The sequence below is a fragment of the Chelativorans intermedius genome (assembly GCF_025398255.1).
Taxonomy (GTDB): Bacteria; Pseudomonadota; Alphaproteobacteria; order Rhizobiales; family Rhizobiaceae; genus Chelativorans; species Chelativorans intermedius.
This window is the reverse complement of the sequence record NZ_JAODNW010000095.1, coordinates 1-895: the sequence shown is the minus strand read 5'-3', so window position 1 is coordinate 895 and position 895 is coordinate 1. Positions and strand designations below refer to the sequence as shown.

Genomic DNA, 895 nt, shown 5'->3' with positions numbered 1-895 from the left:
ATCCTGTTGCGCGCCGACAGCCACTATTGCAGTCCGCAGGTCATCGACTGGTGCCGCGCCAACGATGTCGACTTCATCTTCGCCGTGGCGCCCACCACCACATTGCGCGAGCATGTCATGGACCTGGAAGCCAGCACGATGGCGCGCTTTGAAGCGTCATCGAAGACGAACAAGGTCCGCTGCTTCAAGGAATTCCTGGACGGCGCCGGCAGCTGGAGCCGGGTTGAGCGCATCATCGCCCGCGTCGAGGTCGGCGCCCAAGGGGCCGACACCCGGTTCATCGTCACCAATCTCGCCGGCGGCAGGGCCAAGGCGCTCTATGAGAATCTCTATTGCCGGCGTGGCGCGGCCGAAAACCATATCAAGTCCTGGAAGACGCATCTTGCCGCAGACCGAACGTCCTGCACCAAGGCGACTGCCAACCAGTTGCGGCTTCTCCTGCATGCCGGTGCTTATTGGCTGATGTGGGGCTTGCGGGCCGCAATGCCGAAGCGCTCCAGCTTTGCAGTGGCGCAATTCGACACCTTGCGTTTGCGCCTCATCAAGATCGCTGCGCGGGTGGTCGAGATGAAGACCCAAATCCGCCTGCACCTGCCGACGGCCTGCCCCGACCAGGCCATCCTGCGCCTCGTCCTCGACCGCCTCCCGCGGCTCGTAACGTAGCCGATGGGGCGCACACGCCCCGAACAGAACCCGCCGACCTCAACCCGCAAACCCCCGCCGCCATCACGACGGATCAGTCCCAGCGGAAGGCGAAGCGTGCCGGCGAGTTCCGCAGCGGCGATCAGATCGCCGCTTCAGGCCGCCGAAACACCATCGCTGTGCATAAAGACGGCTAGCTCCGGTGAGATATGTCCGGATTTCTATTCCCATGTGTCATTAAATTTAGACATTT

The 895-nt window shown here is 62.6% G+C and carries 1 protein-coding gene; it reads left to right on the top strand.

Features of this window, described 5'->3' with window-relative positions:
- Positions 1-663: IS1380 family transposase (locus NYR58_RS20465; protein WP_261522955.1), on the top strand; the 663-nt coding region annotated here is incomplete at its 5' end.
- Positions 664-895 lie beyond the last annotated feature (232 nt).